Raw genomic sequence first — 18,067 nt, 5'->3', positions numbered from 1 at the left:
GACCGACTTTTCCACAGGCGGGCCGGGCCCTCTTGCCCCGACCGATCGTTCGGTTACTCTAACTCCGTTGCCCTGTGCGCACCCAGCCCCTGTCCACTCTCCGCCCGGCTCGACGAGGAGTTGGTCTTCGATGGCCGCCGAAATGACCGCAGCGCAGTTGATCGAGAAGCACCGCCCGACCCTCGACCGGACGCTGGAAGCGATCAGCACCCGCGCGTACTGGTCCCCGCACCCCGAGCACCCGAAGGCGTACGGCGAGACCGCCGCACCTGACGGACTGGCCGCCTTCGAGGCGCTGCGCGGCAAGCGGTTCGAGCTCGACCAGCCCGGCACCGACGACTGGACGGGCGGGGAGGTCTCCCCGTACGGACCGGAGCTGGGCATCACCTATCCGCATCCGGATGCGGAGGTCCTGCTGCCGGCCATGCGCGCCGCGCTTCCCGTCTGGCGGGACGCCGGCCCCGAGGCGCGGGCGGCGGTGTGCCTGGAGATCCTGGCCCGGATCAGCGCGCGCACCCATGAGTTCGCCCAGGCCGTGATGCACACCAGCGGCCAGGCCTTCATGATGGCGTTCCAGGCGGGCGGGCCGCATGCCCAGGACCGCGGCCTGGAGGCGGTGGCGTATGCGTACGCCGAGCAGGTCCGCACCCCGCAGCAGGCGCCGTGGTCCAAGCCGCAGGGCAAGCGCGATCCGCTGGAGCTGAGCAAGAGCTTCACGCCCGTGCCGCGCGGCGTCGCCCTGGTCATCGGCTGCAACACCTTCCCGACGTGGAACGGCTATCCGGGCCTGTTCGCCTCCCTGGCGACCGGCAACCCGGTGCTGGTCAAGCCGCATCCGCGGGCCGTGCTGCCGCTGGCGCTGACCGTCAAGGTGGCCCGCGAGGTGCTCGAAGACGCCGGCTTCCCCGCCGATCTGGTGTGCCTGGCCGTGGACAAGCCGGGGGAGGGCCTGGCCAAGACCCTGGCCGTCCGCCCCGAGGTCCGCATCATCGACTACACCGGTTCGACCGCCTTCGGCGAGTGGCTGGAGACGCATGCCCGGCAGGCGCAGGTCTTTACCGAGAAGGCCGGCGTCAACACCGTCGTCATCGACTCCACCGACGACTACAAGGGCATGCTCGGCAACCTCGCCTTCTCGCTGTCGCTCTACAGCGGCCAGATGTGCACCACCCCGCAGAATCTGCTGATCCCGCGCGAGGGCATCACCACGGACGCCGGGCCGAAGTCGTACGACGAGGTCGTCAGCGATCTCGCGGCCGCGGTGAGCGGACTGCTGGGCGATGATGCGCGGGCCAACGCCCTGCTGGGCGCCCTCGTCAATCCGCAGGTCAAGGAGCGGATCGATGCGGCGGCCGGGATCGGGGAGGTGGCGCTGGCCTCCCGCAAGGTGGCCAACCCCGAATTCCCCGGGGCCACGGTCCGCACCCCGGTGATCGTCAAGCTGGACGGCGCCAAGCCGGACGACGAGGCGGCCTATCTGTCGGAGTGCTTCGGCCCGGTGTCCTTCGCGGTGGCCGTCGATTCCGCGGCCGACGCGGTGGATCTGCTGCGGCGCACGGTCCGCGACAAGGGCGCCATGACGGTCGGCGCGTACACCACCTCCGCCGAGGTCGAGCAGCTGGTGGAGGAGGCCTGTCTGGAGGAGTGCGCCCAGCTGTCGCTGAATCTGACCGGCGGCGTCTATGTGAACCAGACCGCGGCGTTCTCGGACTTCCATGGCTCGGGCGGCAACCCGGCGGCCAATGCGGTGCTGTGCGACGGCGCCTTCGTGGCGAACCGCTTCCGGACGGTGGAGGTGCGGCGGCAGGCATGACGGCTGCCGGGGCAGGACGGGGGCCCGGGGCGTTCTTCCGGGCCTCTCACCTCCCGGTCAGCGAGCCGGTGGCCCCTCGATCCGCGCATGGCGGCCGATCCAGGCATGCATCGCGATGGCGGCCGCGGCCCCCGCGTTGATCGAGCGGGTCGAGCCGAACTGCGCGATCGAGCAGACCAGCGAGGCGTGCCGGCGCGCCTCCTCGGTCAGTCCCGGCCCCTCCTGCCCGAACAGCAGCACACAACGCCGCGGCAACTCGGTCGTCTCCAGCGGCACGGAGCCGGGGAGATTGTCGATCCCGATGATCGGCAGCTCCTCGGCCGCCGCCCAGGCGGTGAGATCCGCGGTGTCCGGGTGGTGGCGGACATGCTGGTAGCGGTCGGTCACCATCGCGCCGCGGCGGTTCCAGCGGCGCTGCCCGACGATATGGATCTCCTTGGCCAGGAAGGCGTTCGCGGTCCGTACCACCGAGCCGATGTTGAAGTCGTGGCCCCAGTTCTCGACGGCCACATGGAAGTCATGGCGGCGGGTGTCGAGATCCGCGACGATCGCCTCCCGCCTCCAGTAGCGGTACTCATCGACGACGTTGCGGCGGTCGCCGTGCGCGAGCAGCTCGGGGTCGAGCCGGTCGTCCTGCGGCCAGGGCTCCGGGTGCGGTCCGACGCCGATCTGGGTCCCGTACCCCTCGTCGTACTGGAGGGGCTCGGCGGGGGCGGTTTTCTCGCTGCTCACCCCACGAGCGTATGGCCACCGCCGCCGTGCTCCGTACGGGCCGACGGCTCACCGCCCCCGGCCCCGGGGTCCGGCCCGAGCTTCCGGCCGCGCGGGAACAGCCGTTCCCGCAGGCCGGAGACGCGCGCGGAGAGCCAGGTGAGGAAATTCGTCGGCAGGAAGACCGCGTCCGCAGTGATCATCGCGAGCGAGAAGAACGGCAGGCCGAGCAGGACCGCGATCGACAGGTGCTCGCAGATCATCACGACCAGCAGCACATTCTTCAGCCGGCGGTTGAAGACCGTGAACGGGAACGCGACCTGCACCATCACCGTGCCGTAGGTGATCAGCATGATCATCACGCCGTTGCTGCCGAGCAGCTCGGACAGCCCCGGCCAGGGGGAGAAGTAGTCCAGGTGCATCGGGTAGTAGACCGCGGTGCCGTCCTGCCAGCGGTTTCCCTGGATCTTGTACCAGCCGGCGGTGGCGTAGATCAGGCACACCTCGACCATGATCACCAGCAGCGCGCTGTTGTGGGCGAGCTTGGCGAGGGTGTCCAGGACGATCCGCGGCTCGCCCGGTGCGTACCGCCGCACCGCCCACCACAGGCCGTGGGTCAGCCACAGCCCCCACAGCACCAGGCTCCAGCCGATGTGCGGGAACGGGCCGTTGCCGAACCAGGTGAGGCCGTAGCCGCCGTTCAGCTGGGCGACGGCCAGAGCGAGGCCGAGCACGGCCCACAGGACGACTCCGGGCAGGTCACGGGAGGCAGCGGGGACGCCGGCGGCTTCGTCCGTGCCGGAGGCCGACGTACCGGCCGCGGCCCTCTTGGCGCGGCGGGCATCCAGCGACCAGACCTGCCCGCACCGGGTCAGCACGAGATACATCGACATCAGGTGGATGACGTTGTCGCCGCCGTCCCCTATGAAGATGCTGCGGTTCTGCAGCGAGAGCACGCCCACCATGAAGAGCACCGACATGGTGCGGGTGCGCCAGCCGAGCATCAGCAGCGCGGCCGACACGACGGCCAGGAGGTAGACACACTCGAACCAGCCGCGGCTGTCGGACCAGGGCAGCACGGAGAAGGCGTGGTTGCCGACCAGGAGCCGGCGCGCCATGTCCAGGTTCCAGGGGCTGTCGGGCCCGTAGAGCACCGCGCGGTGCGGCCATTCGCGCAGCAGGAACAGCAGCCAGGTCGCCGAGAAGCCGATCCGGATCACGGCGGTCTGGTACGGGGCCAGCGCCCGTGCGGTGACCCGCCCGAAGCCGCGGCCTATGGCGCGCTCGATGCGGGTCTCCTCGTAGGGGGAGGTTTCCTGGAACGTCTGTGGTGCCTGTGCTTGCTGAGGCACGTCGGTCGGCTCCGTGGGGTGCGGGGGCTGCCGGTCGTCCGGCGTCTGCTGAGGCTGCTGGGGCGTCGGTGACGTCACTGGTGCTTCGCCCCCTCGGGCAGGTCGTCTGCGGTGACCTGCCACCAGGGCAGCACGCGGTACACGGGCTTGTCGCTGATCTTCTCGGAGCTCCACGACGGCGGGGTGACCGCGGTCGTCTGCGAGCGGACCTGGATCTGCTCGACGCGGCCGCCGCCCCTGGTCCACTCGCCCTCCATCCGCAGCAGCACGAGCCGCCGGATGTAGCGCTCGGACAGCTCACCGCGCGGGCCGACCGGGCGGTTCTGCGCGTTGTGGCTGCTGCTGAAGAGTTCCCAGGCGCGGCGCAGCTGGTTCTGCTGGGTGTGGCTGGGCAGCGGGTTGTGGAGGATGGCGCGGCCGTCGCGGGCGGTCAGATCGGTCCAGCCGGTGGTCCGCACGGCGCCGTCCTCGGTGCGCAGCTGCCCGCGGACCTGGACCGCGATGTTCTGCTGGAGGGGGTTGGGCGCGAACAGCTTCCAGTTCTGTTCGTACTCGGGATACACATAGTCGCTGATCAGCGCGCCCTGCTGCCGGCTGAGCGTGTTCGACGGCGCGACGTGCAAAAACATCATGGCGAGATGAATCGCGACGACGACAGCGAGGGCACACGCCGCCACCCCGATGACGATCCGCGAGGGCAGCGAGAGCGCAGCCAATGGCCGCGATTCGTCCCCGTATGACTGCATTCCCGCCCCGTTCCCAGAATCCATGCGGTCAACTCCGCTCCGGAACGGTACCTACGCGGCCGGGCCGGGCACACCCTCACCCGCGTTATCCACAGGCTTGACACCCGCGGGCCGCCCACTCACCATTGAACCGAACGATCGGTCGGTCGGGAGCAGCGAGGGGGCACCACATGACGACGATCGCGCCGGAAGAGACGGCCCGCGAGGCCGTATTCGACGCCACCGTGGCCGCGGACGAGCGCATCGAGCCGCGGGACTGGATGCCGGACGCCTACCGCTCGACTCTCGTGCGGCAGATAGCGCAGCACGCCCACTCCGAGATCATCGGCATGCAGCCGGAGGCCAACTGGATCACCCGCGCGCCGTCCCTGCGCCGCAAGGCGATCCTGATGGCGAAGGTGCAGGACGAGGCCGGCCACGGCCTGTATCTCTACAGCGCCGCAGAGACCCTGGGCACCAGCCGCGACGAGCTGCTCGACAAGCTGCACTCCGGCCGCCAGAAGTACTCCTCGATCTTCAACTACCCGACCCTGACCTGGGCCGACGTCGGAGCCATCGGCTGGCTCGTGGACGGCGCGGCGATCACCAACCAGGTCCCCCTGTGCCGCTGCTCGTACGGCCCCTACGCCCGCGCGATGGTCCGCGTCTGCAAGGAGGAGTCCTTCCACCAGCGCCAGGGCTACGAACTCCTGCTGACCCTCAGCCGCGGCACCGACGCCCAGCACGCCATGGCGCAGGACGCGGTGAACCGCTGGTGGTGGCCGTCGCTGATGATGTTCGGCCCGCCCGACGACGAGTCGTCGCACTCCGCGCAGTCCATGGCCTGGAAGATCAAACGGCACTCCAACGACGAGCTGCGCCAGCGCTTCGTGGACATCTGCGTCCCCCAGGCAGAGGCCCTCGGGCTCACCCTCCCCGACCCGGATCTGACGTGGAACGACGAGCGCGGCCACTGGGAATTCGGCCCGATCGACTGGGCCGAGTTCCGCGAGGTCCTCAAGGGCAACGGCCCCTGCAACGAACAACGGATCAGCCGTCGGCGGCAGGCGCACGAGGACGGCGCCTGGGTGCGCGAGGCAGCCGCCGCACACGCGGCCAAGCACGGGAAGGCCAGCCGATGACCACACCACGCCCCGCCGAGACCCCCGCAGCCGCCGCGGACACCGCCCCCCGGCCCGGCGACTGGCCCCTGTGGGAAGTCTTCGTACGCAGCCGCCGCGGCCTCTCGCACACCCACGCCGGAAGCCTGCATGCGCCGGACGCCGAGATGGCGCTGCGCAACGCCCGGGACCTCTACACCCGCCGCTCGGAAGGGGTGTCCCTCTGGGTGGTGCCCTCCGCGCAGATCACCGCCTCGTCGCCCGACGAGAAGGACGCCTTCTTCGAGCCGGCCGGCGACAAGCCCTACCGTCACCCGACCTTCTACGAGATCCCGGACGGGGTGCATCACCTTTGATGAACATCACCGCCACCCTGGCCCTGCCCCTCGGGGACGACGCCCTGATCCTCTCCCACCGCCTGGGCGAGTGGGCCGGCCACGCCCCGGTCCTGGAGGAGGAGGTCGCGCTGGCCAATATCGCGCTGGATCTGCTCGGCCAGGCCCGCATACTGCTCTCCCTGGTCGGCGACGAGGACGAGCTGGCCTACCTGCGCGAGGAGCGGCAGTTCCGCAACCTCCAGCTCGTCGAGCAGCCCAACGGCGACTTCGCCCACACCATCGCCCGCCAGCTCTACTTCTCCACCTACCAGGAGCTGCTCTTCGACCATCTCGCCTCCACGGAAAGCGAGTTGGCACCACTGGCCGGAAAGGCCGTCAAGGAGGTCGCCTACCACCGCGACCACGCCCACCAGTGGACACTGCGCCTGGGCGACGGCACCGACGAGAGCCGTACCCGGATGCAACGCGCGGTGGACGCCCTCTGGCGCTTCACCGGCGAACTGTTCGAGCCGGTGGAGGGCCTGGAGACGGTGCCCTGGCCGACCCTGCACGACAGCTGGACCGCACGCATCACCAGCACCCTGGAGCAAGCGACCCTCACGGTCCCCGAAGGCCCCCGGCACGGCGCCTGGACGGCCGGTGCGGGCCGCCAAGGCCTGCACACCGAACCGTTCGGACGGATGCTCGCCGAGATGCAGCACCTCCACCGCAGCCACCCGGGGGCGACATGGTGACCACCACAGCCCTCGAAGGGGAACTGCTGGCGCTGGCCGGCTCCGTTCCCGACCCCGAGCTGCCCGTGCTCAGCCTCGCCGAACTGGGCGTACTGCGCGGTGTGCAGCTGACGGCGCCGGGCCGGGTCGAGGTGCTGCTCACCCCCACCTACACCGGCTGCCCCGCCATCGAGGCGATGTCGGCCGACATAGAGCGGGTGCTGCACGACCACGGCATCCCCGAGGTCGAGGTCCGCACGGTCCTCAGCCCCCCGTGGACCACGGACGCGATCACCGCCGAGGGCCGCCGCAAGCTCGCCGAATTCGGCATCGCACCCCCACGCCCCACGGGACCGGCCGACGGACCGGTCGCCGTCGACCTCACCCTCCGCTGCCCGCACTGCGGATCGACCGACACCACCCTGCTGAGCCGGTTCTCCTCCACTGCGTGCAAGGCACTGCGCCGCTGTGAGTCCTGCCGCGAACCCTTCGACCACTTCAAGGAGTTGTGATGTTCCACCCGCTCCAGGTCCGGGAGATCGAGCGGCTCACGGACGACGCGGTGGCCGTCACCTTCGCGGTCCCGCCCGAGTTGCGCACCGTCTTCCGGCACACCCCCGGGCAGCACATCGCACTGCGCAGACTGGTCGACGGCCAGGAGATCCGCCGCACGTACTCCATCTGCACCCCGGCCACCGACGAGCCGGTGCTGCGCGTGGGCATCCGCCTCGTCGAGGAGGGCGCCTTCTCGACATACGCGCTCAAGGAACTGGCGGTCGGCGACACCGTGGAGGTCATGGCTCCGGCCGGCCGGTTCACCCTCGACCCGCGCCCCGGCCACTTCGTCGGCATCGTCGGCGGCAGCGGCATCACTCCCGTGCTGTCGATCGCCGCCACCCTGCTCGCCCAGCAGCCGGACGCCCACTTCTGCCTCATCCGCAGCGACCGCACGGCGGCGTCGACGATGTTCCTGGAGGAGGTGGCCGACCTCAAAGACCGCTATCCCCAGCGCTTCCAGCTCATCCACACCCTCTCCCGCGAGGAACAACAAGCCGGCCTGCCCTCCGGCCGCCTGGACGAGCCCCGGCTGCGCTCCCTCCTGCCCGCCCTGCTGACGATCGACTCCGTCGACGGCTGGTACCTCTGCGGCCCCTATGGCCTGGTCCAGGGAGCCGAACACGCCCTTCGGGGCCTGGGGGTGCCCCGCACCCGCATCCACGAAGAAATCTTTCACGTCGACAACGGCGCCGCGACACCCCCCGCCGTCGCCACCCCCGCACACAGCACCGTGACCGCCACCCTCGACGGCCGCTCCGGCACCTGGCCGGTCCACGACAGCGAATCGCTGCTCGAAGCGGTCCTGCGCAACCGCGCCGACGCCCCCTACGCCTGCAAGGGCGGCGTCTGCGGCACCTGCCGCGCCTTCCTGGTCACGGGCGAGGTCCGTATGGACCGCAACTTCGCCCTGGAATCCGACGAGGTCGACGCGGGGTACGTCCTGGCCTGCCAGTCCCACCCGGTCACGGAGAAGGTCGAGCTGGACTTCGACCGCTAGACGTTCCGGCCGGGGTGGTTGTGGACGGATGAGGCAGGTCTCGGCTAACGGATCTCGAAATGGGGGAGGCCTTCCAGCTCAGCGGGGATTGCGACATCTGCACCAGCGATCAGAAGGGCCCGCGCGCCTCACCGTGATGCCCCCTGACCAAGGCCGGCCCTCTGCATCTTGCCCGTTGCGTCGTTGAGGACGGCTGGTCAATGCGGCAGGCTGCCGAACGTTTCCAGCGCGCCCCTGACGGCTCAGCGCTGGACTGCCCGTTGCCGCCTCTTCGACGAGGCCGGCATAACGGGCCGCTCAAACCACCCGCATCACAGCCACCCGGACCCACACCGAGCGGCGGATCAATCAGTGTCCGCCTCGCGCGCTGCTGGGGCCCGGCCCGAAGCTCAACTCCCATGCCCTGCCACCGCATTCACCATTCCCAATTCCTGCAACCTGTTCTACCTTGACGCTCCGTCAGTTCGAGGCGCCGCGTGGGAGGACAAACCAGTGGACTTCACCTTCACCGAGGAGCAGCAGGCCGCCGCCGAAGCCGCAAAGGCCGTCTTCTCCGGGGTCGCCCCGGACAGCGTGCTCAGCCCCGCGCTCGCCCCCGGTGCGGTCGCCGACGACTTCGACCGAGCGCTGTGGCGCAAGCTCGCCGACGCCGACCTGTTGAGCCTGCCGATCGCGCCCGAGCACGGCGGCGCAGGCCTGGACGCCATCGCGCTCTGCCTCGTCCTCCGCGAATCGGCCAAGGTTCTGGCGCGCGTCCCGCTGCTGGAGTGCAGCGCCGCCGCACTCACCATCCAGCAATACGGCGCCGATGGGCTACGGGAGGAGGTCCTCCCCCGGATCGCCACCGGGGACCTCGTCGTGACCGCTGCCGCCGGCGGCCGCACCGGGCACGAACCGGCCGAACTCGCCGTGCAAGCCCGCCCGGAGGGCGCCGACTGGATCCTCGACGGCATCCAAACCGCCGTCCCCTGGGCCCAGATGGCGGACCGGACCCTGCTTCCCGCCCACACCCCCGAAGGCCATGCGGTCCTTGCCCTCGTCCCCCGCACCCACCCCGGCGTCACGCTCGACGACCAGATATCCACCAGCGGTGAGCGCCACGCCAAGGTCCGCCTGGACTCCGTACGCATCAGCGCCCAGGAAACGATCAGCGATGCCACCGCTTGGGCGTCGCTGCGCAATGTCCTGACCACCGGCACCTGTGCACTCGCCCTGGGGCTCGGCGAGCGCGTTCTTGCCATGACCAGCGACTACACCAGCAAGCGCGAACAGTTCGGCTTCCCGGTGGCCACCTTCCAGGCCGTCGCCGTCCAGGCCGCCGACCGCTTCATCGACCTGCGCGCCATGGAGGCCACCCTCTGGCAGGCGGCCTGGCGCATCACCACAGACACGGCCGGCCCGCTACCGCCCGCCGGGGACGTTGCGGTCGCCAAGATCTGGGCCTCCGAGGGCGTCCGCCGCGTCGTTCAGACCGCCCAGCATCTGCACGGCGGCTTCGGCGCCGACACCGACTATCCGCTGCACCGCTACCACGCCTGGGCCAAACAGCTCGAGCTCTCCCTCGGCCCCGCCGCCGCCCACGAGGAGGCCCTCGGCGACCTGCTCGCAGCCCACCCACCGGGCTGAGGAGAGACACCGCACACGCACCGGGGCATCGGGCACCTCGGTGCTGGGTTTCACGTGAAACCAGCGCCGGTGCAGGGACACCGGCGCTGGGATGCAGGGGCCTGGACGGCGGCCGTTCCTCATTCCGGCTCCGGCTACAGCGGGCCGCCAGATACCAGCCGCCGACCGATGGCCGAGGTCATCAGCAGCCGGCCGGCTCCCGGCTCCCGGCTCCCGGCTCCCGGCTCCCGGCTCCCGGCTCCCGGCTAGACGATCGTCCCCGAGCCGCCCTTGCCGTCCGAGACGGGACGGCCGGCGGCTTCCCAGGCCTGCATGCCGCCCGCGACGTTCACCGCGTCGACGCCCTGCTGGATCAGATACTGGGCGACCTGCGCCGAACGCCCGCCGACCCGGCACAGCACATGCACCTTGCCGTCCGCAGGAGCCGCCTCGGTCAGCTCGCCGTATCGGGCAACGAATTCGCTCATCGGGATGTGCAGCGCACCCTCGGCGTGCCCCGCCTCCCACTCGTCGTCCTCGCGCACATCTAGAAGGAAGTCCTCCGACGTGAGCGCGTCGACCTCGACCGTGGGCACAGAACCAAATTGCATGCTCCCGACGCTACCCGACCAGCTGCGCGAGGTAGGTCTCGCGTTCTGAAACATCGGCGAGCAGCTTCTCGGCGATCTCCTCCAGCAGCGCGTCCGGGTCCTCCGGCGCCATCTTGATCATCGCGCCGATCGCGCTCTCACCCAGCTCGGCGGCCGCGGCAGCCAGCATTTCCTTGCGCTCGGCCAGCCACTCCAGCCGGGCGTAGAGCTCCTCGCTCTCGCTGAGCCGCTCCTCGGCCGGCGCAGGACCGGCCTCCCACTCCCGCGCCAGCTCACGCAGCACCGCCTCGTCGCCCCGCGCGTACGCGGCATTGACCCGCACGATGAACGCATCCCGCCGCGCCCGCTCCGCGTCGTCCCGCGCCAGGTCGGGGTGGGCCTTGCGCACCAGGTCGCGGTAGACCTTGCGGGCCTCCTCGCTGGGCCGCACCTTCTGCGGCGGCTGCACCGACTGTTCGGTGAGCATCGCCTGCGCCTCCGGAAACAGCCCGTCCGACCCCATCCAGCCGTGGAACAGCTCTTCCACCTCCGGCATCGGCAGCACCGAGGCCCGGGCCTCCTGTGCCTTGCGGATGTCCTCAGGGGCGCCTGTACGCGCTGCCACCGCCTCGGCAATCTGTGCGTCCAGCTCATCCAGCCGCGCGTACATGGGGCCGAGCCGCTGGTGGTGCAGGCGGGAGAAGTTCTCGACCTCCACCCGGAAGGTCTCCACCGCGATCTCAAACTCGATCAGCGCCTGCTCAGCAGCCAGCACCGCCTTCGCCAGCCTCTTGGTCGCCTCGTCCTGCGCCGCCTGCTGATCCTGCGCGCCGCCCTGCTCAGCCCTTGGCTCGTCCTGACTCTCGCCTGGGCCTGGCGCCACTCCTGCCCCGGCCGAGCCGGCGGGCGCCTCGGCCGCTGCTCCGGTTTGACCGGCGGGCGGACCAGCCGGCTCACCGGGGTCCATACTCTCCCCCTCGGGGCCCGCGAGCTGATCTTCCGGGCCACTGCCGTAACCGAGGGGGGCGCCCTGACCGCCGCCGCGGGCGTCCGATGCCTGCGGGTCGGCCTGGGCGTCCGGGGTGCCCGAAACGTCGGGTCGGTGCTGGCCGTCCTGCGCGTTCTCCGCGTGCGAGTTCGTCACCCGGCCAGCGTACGGCCCATGCCGGGCCGGGCCCTCAACAGTCGTCCGATCCTTTCCTGACCGGGGCCCCTCCCCCCTCCCCCCTCCCCACCCCTCCCGCCCCTCATTCGACCGACCGATGAGCTGAGCAGCTGAGCAGCCGGTCAACCAACCAGCCAGCCGAGCTCAGCCACCAACCGTCCGGCATCCGGCATCCGGCAAGCGACTCTCTGCACCCGGGCCGAGCACCCAGCGCCAGCAGCCGACCTCAGCCAGGCCCCCAGCTCGCACTGCCCCGCCCCCAAATCGATGCAGCTCACCGGTCCGCTGGTGGCAACGGACCGAACCCCCGCTCACGACAAGCCGCAGCCCCGCAAGCCCAGACGCATCAGACGGTCGCCCCCACCGCTCGTACAGCCCCGAAAGCCGACTCTCGAAGCCAGCCGCACCCCGCGGTCCGGCCCAGCCCACCGGCCCCCGGCCCTCGGCTTCCGGCTCCTGGTTCCTGGTTCCTGGTTCCAGCCCAGCCCAGCCCAGCCCCCAGCCACCCCAACCCGCCCGAGCGCCCGAGCCCAAGCGCCCAAGCACCCAACCCCTCCGTTCTCACACCCCCATCTCCGCCGCGATCCGCCCGCTCTTCACCGCCGTGGCCAGCGCCGCGTGGTCGGCTTCCGTGCGGTCGGCGTAGGCCACCGCGAATTTCGACATGGCCTCGTCGAGTTCCTCGTTCTTGCCGCAGTAGCCGGCCACCAGGCGCGGGTCGGCGCTGTGCGCGTGGGCTCGGGCCAGGAGTGCGCCGGTCATCCGGGCGTAGTCGTCCAGCTGGTCGTCGGACAGCTGCGCCGGGTCCACGCTGCCCTTACGGTTTCTGAACTGGCGGACCTGGAAAGGCAGTCCGTCCCGTCGGGCGGTGCCCGATATCTCGCCGCCCGAGCCGGGCGACGCTGTGTCCGGCACCGTCGTCCAGCCCAGCAGGATGTCGCTGACCACCTGCATTCGGCGCTGCCCGAGCACCACCCGGCGCCCCTCATGTATCACCGGCGGCATCGGGAAGCCGGCCTTCTCCACATAGGGCGCCAGCACCGAACCACGTGCCTCCTTCACCTGCAGGACCAGCGGCTCGCCCCGGTGGTCCAGCAGCAGCACCACATACGACCGCAAGCCCACGCTGCCCGTGCCGACCACGCGGAAGGCCACGTCATGCACCGCGTACCGGGCGAGCAAGGGCAACCGATCCTCGGGAAGCGTGTCCAGATAGCCGGACAGAGACGAGGCCACGGCTGCCGCTTCCTCATCCGGCACCCGCCGGAGCACCGGCTGCGCATCCACGAAACGACAACCGCCGTCCGCCGTCTGCTCCGTCGCCTTCGCCGCGAACCGCGCGCTGGTGTTCTTGCGCGCCTTCTCCGCGACCCGTTCCAGCGTCCCCAGCAGATCCCGGGCATCGGTGTGCGAGACCAACTCCTCGTCGGCGATCGCGTTCCACGCCTCGGTCACCGGCAGCTTCGCCAACAGCCGCATCGTGCGACGGTACGCGCCCGCCGCGTCCTGCGCGGCCCTGCGGCAGTCATCCTCGCTCGCGCCCGTCTCCCGGCCCGCCAGCACCATCGAGGTGGCGAGCCGTTTCACATCCCACTCCCACGGGCCGTACAGGGTCTCGTCGAAGTCGTTGAGATCGATAACCAGGCCGCCCCGGGCATCGCCGTAGAGACCGAAGTTGGCGGCGTGCGCATCTCCGCAGATCTGCGCGCCGATGCCGGTGACGGGATCGGCCGTCAGGTCATACGCCATCAGCCCTGCCGAGCCGCGGAGAAAGGCGAAGGGGCTCGCGACCATCCGGCCGACCCGTATCGGCGTCAGCTCCGGCAGCCGGCCGGCATTGGACGCCTCGACCGCTGCCACCGCATCCGGTCGCCCGGCGGCGGTCGACAGTGCGGCCTGCTCGGCACGGGGAAGGCGCTCCCGCAGCGCCTTCCCGACTGCCTTGGGCGACGGTCCCTGAGCATCGACCCTCGCAAACCCCGGTACGTACGGCACACGCGACACGGTGGCCACCTCCCCCTTCACAAACTGTGTTCTTGTGTCCCTGTTTTCCGCATCACCATCACCGGGCCCGACCAGCGACGGGCGGTCAGGTGCGCCGACGGCAATGACGTTACCGAGATCCCCGCACAGCCATCAGAGCCCGTGGATAACTCTTCGGAACACCACAACCCGGCCCTGTCGTCCCGTCGGAACCATCGGACCCAGTCCTGACGCTTCGCCAGAGCCACCGGGGCGATGCCCCTGTCACCTCGTCAGAAACGCCGATCCCGGCCCCTGGCGCCCCATTCAGCACCACCGGCCCCAGCCCCACCACACCTCAGGGGATCGCTCCACAAGCCGCTGAAGGCACACGACCACAAGGCCCACCCTCCCTACACCCCCACAACCTCCTCCATCTCCTCCTCCACCCCCCTCTCCGCAGCCGCAACAGAAGCCCGCCGGTCACCCGACCTCGCCCCAACCGCCCCACCGCTCCGCTCCGCCGACGGTGCCGGCTCCGGCGCCGGCACCGTCGCCCGCACCGCAGCCGCCGCCACCGCCGCGGCATTGGCCACCGCCTCCGCCTCTGCCGTACGCCGCCGCCTCTCGGCCAGCGCCGCCGCACCGACCGACACCAGGCCGGCGACCAGCCACCACACCAGTGTCCAGACGTGTCCGGGCAGGCCGTAGCCGCCGAAGTAGACATGGCTGCGGGTGCCTTCCACGAAGGCCGCACCGTTCCAGAAGGAGTGCAGCGCGGCGAAGAACCCGTTCTGCATTTCGGGGCGGAAGATTCCGCCGGAGGAAGTGAAGTTGAGCATCACGAAGAGGGCCATCACACCGAGCGTGGTCCAGCGCCTGAGGAAGGTGTGCAGACCGGTGCCGATCAGCAGAATCCCGGCGGAGTAGAGCCAGGCCATGCCCGCCAGGCCCACCAGGCCCACCAGGCCATGGTCGACGAGGTGGAAGACCGGCCCGGCGAACGCCGTGCCGATCAGGCCGACCACGAAGGACGTACCGAGCGCCAGCGCCGCCCGCAGCCGGATCGGCAGCACGGCTCCGGCGCCGCCGATCACCGCGACCGAGGCGTAGGAACCGATGCTGATCGCGACCAGCAGGAAGAAGATGCCCTGGCCCGTCGGGTCGTCCTCGGTCGTCGGCGCCACGTCCGTGACCTTCAGCGGGGCGCCCTGCTGTGCCGCGATCGGGGTGAAGACCTTCTGTACGACGGTTGCGCTGGTGTCGGACCCGGCGGTCGCCACCACCAGCTCGGGCGCCGGTCGCGCCGGGCCCGCCTCCCCGCCGACGCGGGGCCGCCACGTCGATGCGCCCGCCGAATCCGCCCCACCCGGTGTCCGCCCCCCGCTCGAAGCGCCCTGCGCACCCGAGCCCGCTGCGGTACCCGCCCCACCGGAAGCGCCCTTCTCACCATGGGCGTTGCTCACATACGCGCCGAAGATCTCCTGATGCTTGAGCAGGTCAACCGCCGCCGACCGGTCCCCGACGGTCCGTACCTCCAGGGCACCGTCCGCCTTGTCGTTGATCGACTGAGCGAGCAGCTGTGCGCTGCGGCCCGATCCGACGACCGCGACGGGCAGGTGGTGCGGCGCCGGGTTGGCGAAGGCGCCCAGATACGCCAGCCCCATCCCGATACACATCAGCAGCGGGGTGATCAGGTGCGTCAGGACGTGCCGCAGCCCGGCGGAGTGTGAGGAGCGCGCGGAACGGTGGCCGCGCTGGTGGTCGCTTCGGTGGTCGGGACGTCGGTCCGTACTCATAGGGGCAGGCCTTCTCAGCTCGTCGGCTCAGCTGTCGCTACTGACTGGAACCCAGTGGTAGTTGGTAAATACAACTCTCAATCACGTTGTACTATACAACTAGCCCTACGAAAGGCAATCCGTGGCCCACCGCGACGACTCCGTCGAGACCATCCAGCAGGAGATGACCGCGTTCGCCCGCCGGGCCCGCGCGAGCGCTGCCCGGATGCATCCCGAGCTGTCACTGGTCTCCTACACCCTGCTGGCACACCTCGATGACCAGCAGGGATGCCGCGCCACGGACCTCGCCGCGCACTACCTCCTGGACAAGTCCACCGTCAGCCGGCAGATCGCCGCGCTGGAGAACCTCGGCTTCGTCGAGCGCCGCATCGACCCGGACGACCACCGCGTCCAGGTACTGCACCCCACCGAGAAGGGCGCCCAGGTGCTCGCCAACGTCACCGCCAGCCGCCGCCAGGCATTCCGCGAGCGGCTGGCGGACTGGAACGAGGCCGACCTCGACCGCTTCGCGACGTACCTACAGCGCTACAACGCCGCCCAGGAACGCCACGGATAACGACAGGGATCACGACAGAGGGCGCACGACAAACGTCACACCAGGACGAAGCCCTCGACGGGACGAAGCACCCGCGGACCGAGCATCACCTCAGCCACATCCCACCCCGGCCCGCGCACGAGGCCCGCGCCCACACACAAGCCCCCGCCCCCACTTCCCCCTACTTCCGGAACCGCTCCGGACACTGCCCGCCATCGCTGAGATACGTCTCCGCCCACCGCGCCAGTTCCTTGAGTGAGGGCTCCATCGCCAGCCCGGCCTCGGTCAGCCGGTACGAGACCCGCAGCGGCGGCCCCGCATCCACCTCGCGCACGACCAGGCCGGTCGCCGAGAGCTCCATCAGACGGTCGGAGAGCATCCGCTCGCTGATCCCGGGGATGGCCCGCCGCAGGTCGGCGAAGTGCACCGGGCCCGGCATGAGAGTGGCGACGATCAGCCCCGTCCAGCGCTTCCCGAACAGCTCGAAGACGCGCGTCATGCCGCCGTCGACCTGCCTGCACATCGCCTCGCCGTGGTCCGCCATACACCCAGAGTACCGCCCTCCGGTTGGCTACTGTAGAAAAGTAAGCCCCTGTGCTATTAATAGTGACGTACGGAATTCAACCAGTGGTCGCGCACCGCCCGGCCGCGAACCGAAGGACCGATCCCCATGGCCACGCTTCTGCTCATCGACTCCTCCGTCTTCCCCGAGGGCGGCTCCGCCTCCCGCTCGGTCACCGCGGCCTTCCGCAAGGCCTGGGAGGAGCAGCACCCCGACGGCACGGTCATCCACCGCGATCTGGCCGCCGACCCGCTGCCGCACCTCGACGCGGTCGGCGCCTCCGCCGGCTTCTCCGACCCGGCCACCCACTCCCCCGAGCAGCGGGCCGCCTTCGCGCTGCGCGTCGAGCTCGCCGAGGAGCTGGAGCAGGCCGACGCGATCGTCATCGGCGCACCGATGTACAACTTCACGATCCCCTCCACGCTCAAGGCGTGGCTCGACCAGGTGATCCTCATGGGCCGCACCTCGGGCGAGCAGCCGTCCGCCAAGGGCACCCCGGTCACCGTCGTCGCCAGCCGCGGCGGCTCCTACGCGCCGGGCACGCCCCGTGAGCCCTTCGAGTACGTCCAGAACTACCTGGAGGCCGTGCTGAACGGCGGGCTGGGCCTCGATGTCGACTTCATCGTCCCCGAGCTGACCATGGCCCCCAACAACCCGGCGATGGCCGAGCTCGTCCCGCTGTACGAGACCTCCCGCGACAAGGCACACGAGGACGCGAAGGCCAAGGCCAAGGCCCTCGCCGAGCGCCTCGCCGCCTGAGACGGCCGAGCCCGCGGGGCCGGGCGGAGACGGGCTGGGCTGCCGGAAACGGCCTCCCGGAACCACCGCGAAGCCACACCGGTCCCGCCCCGACCGCATGCCCGCAGGCACCCAACTCCCGTACCTGGAGGACCGGTTCGTCCCTTCCTTCCCCACCGATGCCAACCAGCCACAGCGACCAGATCACGCCCAAGATCAAATCTGTGACGTAGGCCTCACAACGCCCCGGGCCGCCGGCCCGGCCGCATACCCCGGGGGGCATCCCACACACGTGACAGACAGGCGCGTGACACAGACAACAACGTGACGAAGACAACGAAAGACCCCCGGTCGCCGGATTTCTCCGGAGACCGGGGGTCTCATCTGTGCGCGAGGGGGGAGTTGAACCCCCACGCCCTTTCGGGCACTGGAACCTGAATCCAGCGCGTCTGCCTATTCCGCCACCCGCGCATGGGTGCTGCCGGTTGATCCTCTCACGCGATCCGGGGTGTTCCGTCCGGGTCTTGTGCGAGCGCCTGCCGACATCCAGAAGATTAGCACGCTGACGGGGGTGCCTTCACACGCCTTTCCCCCGGTCCCTGCCCCGCGGGGACCTCCGGGCGGGACCCCGCCGTGCCTCGGGCATTGGCCGAGCGGCACCCCGAGGGGTCACACTCGCGGTAGCCGTAACCGGAGCGAGCGCACCGGCCTGCCTCCTGGCCGGCCGGAAGGGCAGGCTCCGTGCCACGACCGACTCCGGCCCCCGCCCGGCCGGATCGGTGG

The 18,067-nt window shown here is 70.4% G+C and carries 17 protein-coding genes and 1 tRNA gene; 9 read left to right on the top strand and 9 right to left on the bottom strand.

From position 1 onward, the window contains the following. Positions 1–130: 130 nt before the first annotated feature. Positions 131–1,813 (top strand): phenylacetic acid degradation protein PaaN, encoded by a 1,683-nt coding sequence (paaN, locus tag CPH93_RS17240; protein WP_096213365.1) that lies wholly within the window; start codon positions 131–133, stop codon positions 1,811–1,813. A gap of 57 nt (positions 1,814–1,870) precedes the next feature. Here paaN and CPH93_RS17235 read toward each other — a convergent pair whose 3' ends face one another. From CPH93_RS17235 to CPH93_RS17225, 3 genes are read right to left on the bottom strand one after another with little or no spacing between them, the layout of a single operon-like run. Continuing rightward, the gene (locus CPH93_RS17235; protein ID WP_006604475.1) at positions 1,871–2,545 is read right to left on the bottom strand and encodes a TrmH family RNA methyltransferase; all 675 of its coding nucleotides are present in this window, start codon (positions 2,543–2,545) and stop codon (positions 1,871–1,873) included. Then, positions 2,542–3,954: an HTTM domain-containing protein gene (locus CPH93_RS17230; protein WP_096213364.1), complete on the bottom strand. Its 1,413-nt coding sequence runs from the start codon at positions 3,952–3,954 to the stop codon at positions 2,542–2,544. Before CPH93_RS17230 ends, CPH93_RS17235 begins: the two co-directional genes overlap by 4 nt. Next, complete coding sequence (locus CPH93_RS17225; protein ID WP_093484125.1) at positions 3,951–4,622, bottom strand: DUF5819 family protein; 672 nt, start codon at positions 4,620–4,622, stop codon at positions 3,951–3,953. The genes CPH93_RS17230 and CPH93_RS17225 overlap by 4 nt, the downstream gene beginning before the upstream one ends. Before the next feature lie 170 nt (positions 4,623–4,792). Here CPH93_RS17225 and paaA point away from each other — a divergent pair, with 170 nt between their 5' ends. The 6 genes from paaA to CPH93_RS17195 all read left to right on the top strand — a co-directional run bounded on the left by paaA (position 4,793) and on the right by CPH93_RS17195 (position 9,954). Then, the gene (gene paaA / locus CPH93_RS17220; protein ID WP_096213363.1) at positions 4,793–5,743 is read left to right on the top strand and encodes a 1,2-phenylacetyl-CoA epoxidase subunit PaaA; all 951 of its coding nucleotides are present in this window, start codon (positions 4,793–4,795) and stop codon (positions 5,741–5,743) included. Further along, positions 5,740–6,078: a 1,2-phenylacetyl-CoA epoxidase subunit PaaB gene (gene paaB, locus CPH93_RS17215; protein ID WP_173909831.1), complete on the top strand. Its 339-nt coding sequence runs from the start codon at positions 5,740–5,742 to the stop codon at positions 6,076–6,078. Before paaA ends, paaB begins: the two co-directional genes overlap by 4 nt. Then, positions 6,078–6,794 carry a 1,2-phenylacetyl-CoA epoxidase subunit PaaC gene (gene paaC / locus CPH93_RS17210; protein ID WP_096213362.1) on the top strand — a complete coding sequence of 239 codons (717 nt, stop codon included), beginning with the start codon at positions 6,078–6,080 and terminating at the stop codon, positions 6,792–6,794. Before paaB ends, paaC begins: the two co-directional genes overlap by 1 nt. Next, complete coding sequence (paaD, locus tag CPH93_RS17205) at positions 6,788–7,285, top strand: 1,2-phenylacetyl-CoA epoxidase subunit PaaD (protein WP_096213361.1); 498 nt, start codon at positions 6,788–6,790, stop codon at positions 7,283–7,285. The genes paaC and paaD overlap by 7 nt, the downstream gene beginning before the upstream one ends. Then, positions 7,285–8,328: a 1,2-phenylacetyl-CoA epoxidase subunit PaaE gene (gene paaE / locus CPH93_RS17200; RefSeq protein WP_096213360.1), complete on the top strand. Its 1,044-nt coding sequence runs from the start codon at positions 7,285–7,287 to the stop codon at positions 8,326–8,328. Before paaD ends, paaE begins: the two co-directional genes overlap by 1 nt. A gap of 492 nt (positions 8,329–8,820) precedes the next feature. Further along, positions 8,821–9,954: an acyl-CoA dehydrogenase family protein gene (locus tag CPH93_RS17195; RefSeq protein ID WP_096213359.1), complete on the top strand. Its 1,134-nt coding sequence runs from the start codon at positions 8,821–8,823 to the stop codon at positions 9,952–9,954. A gap of 245 nt (positions 9,955–10,199) precedes the next feature. On the opposite strand, the gene CPH93_RS17190 is transcribed toward CPH93_RS17195, so the two are convergent. From CPH93_RS17190 to CPH93_RS36430, 4 genes are all read right to left on the bottom strand, one after another. Then, positions 10,200–10,544 (bottom strand): rhodanese-like domain-containing protein, encoded by a 345-nt coding sequence (locus CPH93_RS17190; protein ID WP_231977392.1) that lies wholly within the window; start codon positions 10,542–10,544, stop codon positions 10,200–10,202. A gap of 10 nt (positions 10,545–10,554) precedes the next feature. Next, a complete protein-coding gene (locus CPH93_RS17185; RefSeq protein WP_331716993.1) occupies positions 10,555–11,667 on the bottom strand; it encodes a J domain-containing protein in 1,113 nt (370 codons plus the stop codon). Positions 11,668–12,249: 582 nt separating this feature from the next. Continuing rightward, complete coding sequence (locus tag CPH93_RS17180) at positions 12,250–13,692, bottom strand: DUF2252 domain-containing protein (RefSeq protein WP_231977390.1); 1,443 nt, start codon at positions 13,690–13,692, stop codon at positions 12,250–12,252. A gap of 371 nt (positions 13,693–14,063) precedes the next feature. Continuing rightward, on the bottom strand, positions 14,064–15,449 hold the full coding sequence (locus CPH93_RS36430) for a hypothetical protein (protein ID WP_096213355.1): 1,386 nt from the start codon (positions 15,447–15,449) through the stop codon (positions 14,064–14,066). A gap of 121 nt (positions 15,450–15,570) precedes the next feature. Between CPH93_RS36430 and CPH93_RS17170 the strand changes: the two genes are divergently transcribed. Then, on the top strand, positions 15,571–16,005 hold the full coding sequence (locus CPH93_RS17170; RefSeq protein WP_096213354.1) for a MarR family winged helix-turn-helix transcriptional regulator: 435 nt from the start codon (positions 15,571–15,573) through the stop codon (positions 16,003–16,005). A gap of 160 nt (positions 16,006–16,165) precedes the next feature. On the opposite strand, the gene CPH93_RS17165 is transcribed toward CPH93_RS17170, so the two are convergent. Then, positions 16,166–16,528, bottom strand: a complete 363-nt coding sequence (locus CPH93_RS17165) for a winged helix-turn-helix transcriptional regulator (RefSeq protein ID WP_006604460.1) — start codon at positions 16,526–16,528, stop codon at positions 16,166–16,168. A gap of 126 nt (positions 16,529–16,654) precedes the next feature. Here CPH93_RS17165 and CPH93_RS17160 point away from each other — a divergent pair, with 126 nt between their 5' ends. Then, complete coding sequence (locus CPH93_RS17160) at positions 16,655–17,305, top strand: FMN-dependent NADH-azoreductase (RefSeq protein ID WP_093484136.1); 651 nt, start codon at positions 16,655–16,657, stop codon at positions 17,303–17,305. A gap of 366 nt (positions 17,306–17,671) precedes the next feature. Here CPH93_RS17160 and CPH93_RS17155 read toward each other — a convergent pair. Next, a tRNA-Leu gene (locus CPH93_RS17155) sits at positions 17,672–17,755 on the bottom strand. Between the last annotated feature and the right edge of the window lie 312 nt (positions 17,756–18,067).

It is taken from the genome of Streptomyces sp. 2323.1 (assembly GCF_900221035.1).
In the GTDB taxonomy this organism is placed as follows: Bacteria; Actinomycetota; Actinomycetes; order Streptomycetales; family Streptomycetaceae; genus Streptomyces; species Streptomyces sioyaensis.
This window is presented reverse-complemented; position numbering and strand designations above follow the sequence as displayed.